1 protein-coding gene is annotated in these 256 nt (G+C 44.9%); it reads left to right on the forward strand.

The window, feature by feature from the left end; all coding sequences use genetic code 11:
* The coding region (locus tag AAEY57_RS20445) for a tripartite tricarboxylate transporter permease (RefSeq protein WP_350608716.1) at positions 1-256 on the forward strand (256 nt) is incomplete at both ends.

Below are 256 nucleotides of genomic sequence, written 5' to 3' on the forward strand. Positions count from 1 at the left end.
ATTTTAATGGCGGGTGTTTATTACGGCGCTATTTTTGGTGGCTCTACGTCATCTATTTTAATTAATGCGCCTGGCGTGGCGGGTACGGTAGCTTCCTCCTTTGATGGCTACCCGCTTGCTAAACAAGGGCACGCAGGTAAAGCATTGGCAATTGCTGCTTATTCCTCCTTTATAGGCGGAACGATTGGCGCCATATTATTAATGGTAGCTGCACCTTTATTAGCAAAAGTGTCATTGAGTTTTCAATCCCCTGATT

Source organism: Pseudoalteromonas sp. MER144-MNA-CIBAN-0113 (genome assembly GCF_040308965.1).
Lineage (GTDB): Bacteria > Pseudomonadota > Gammaproteobacteria > Enterobacterales > Alteromonadaceae > Pseudoalteromonas > Pseudoalteromonas tetraodonis.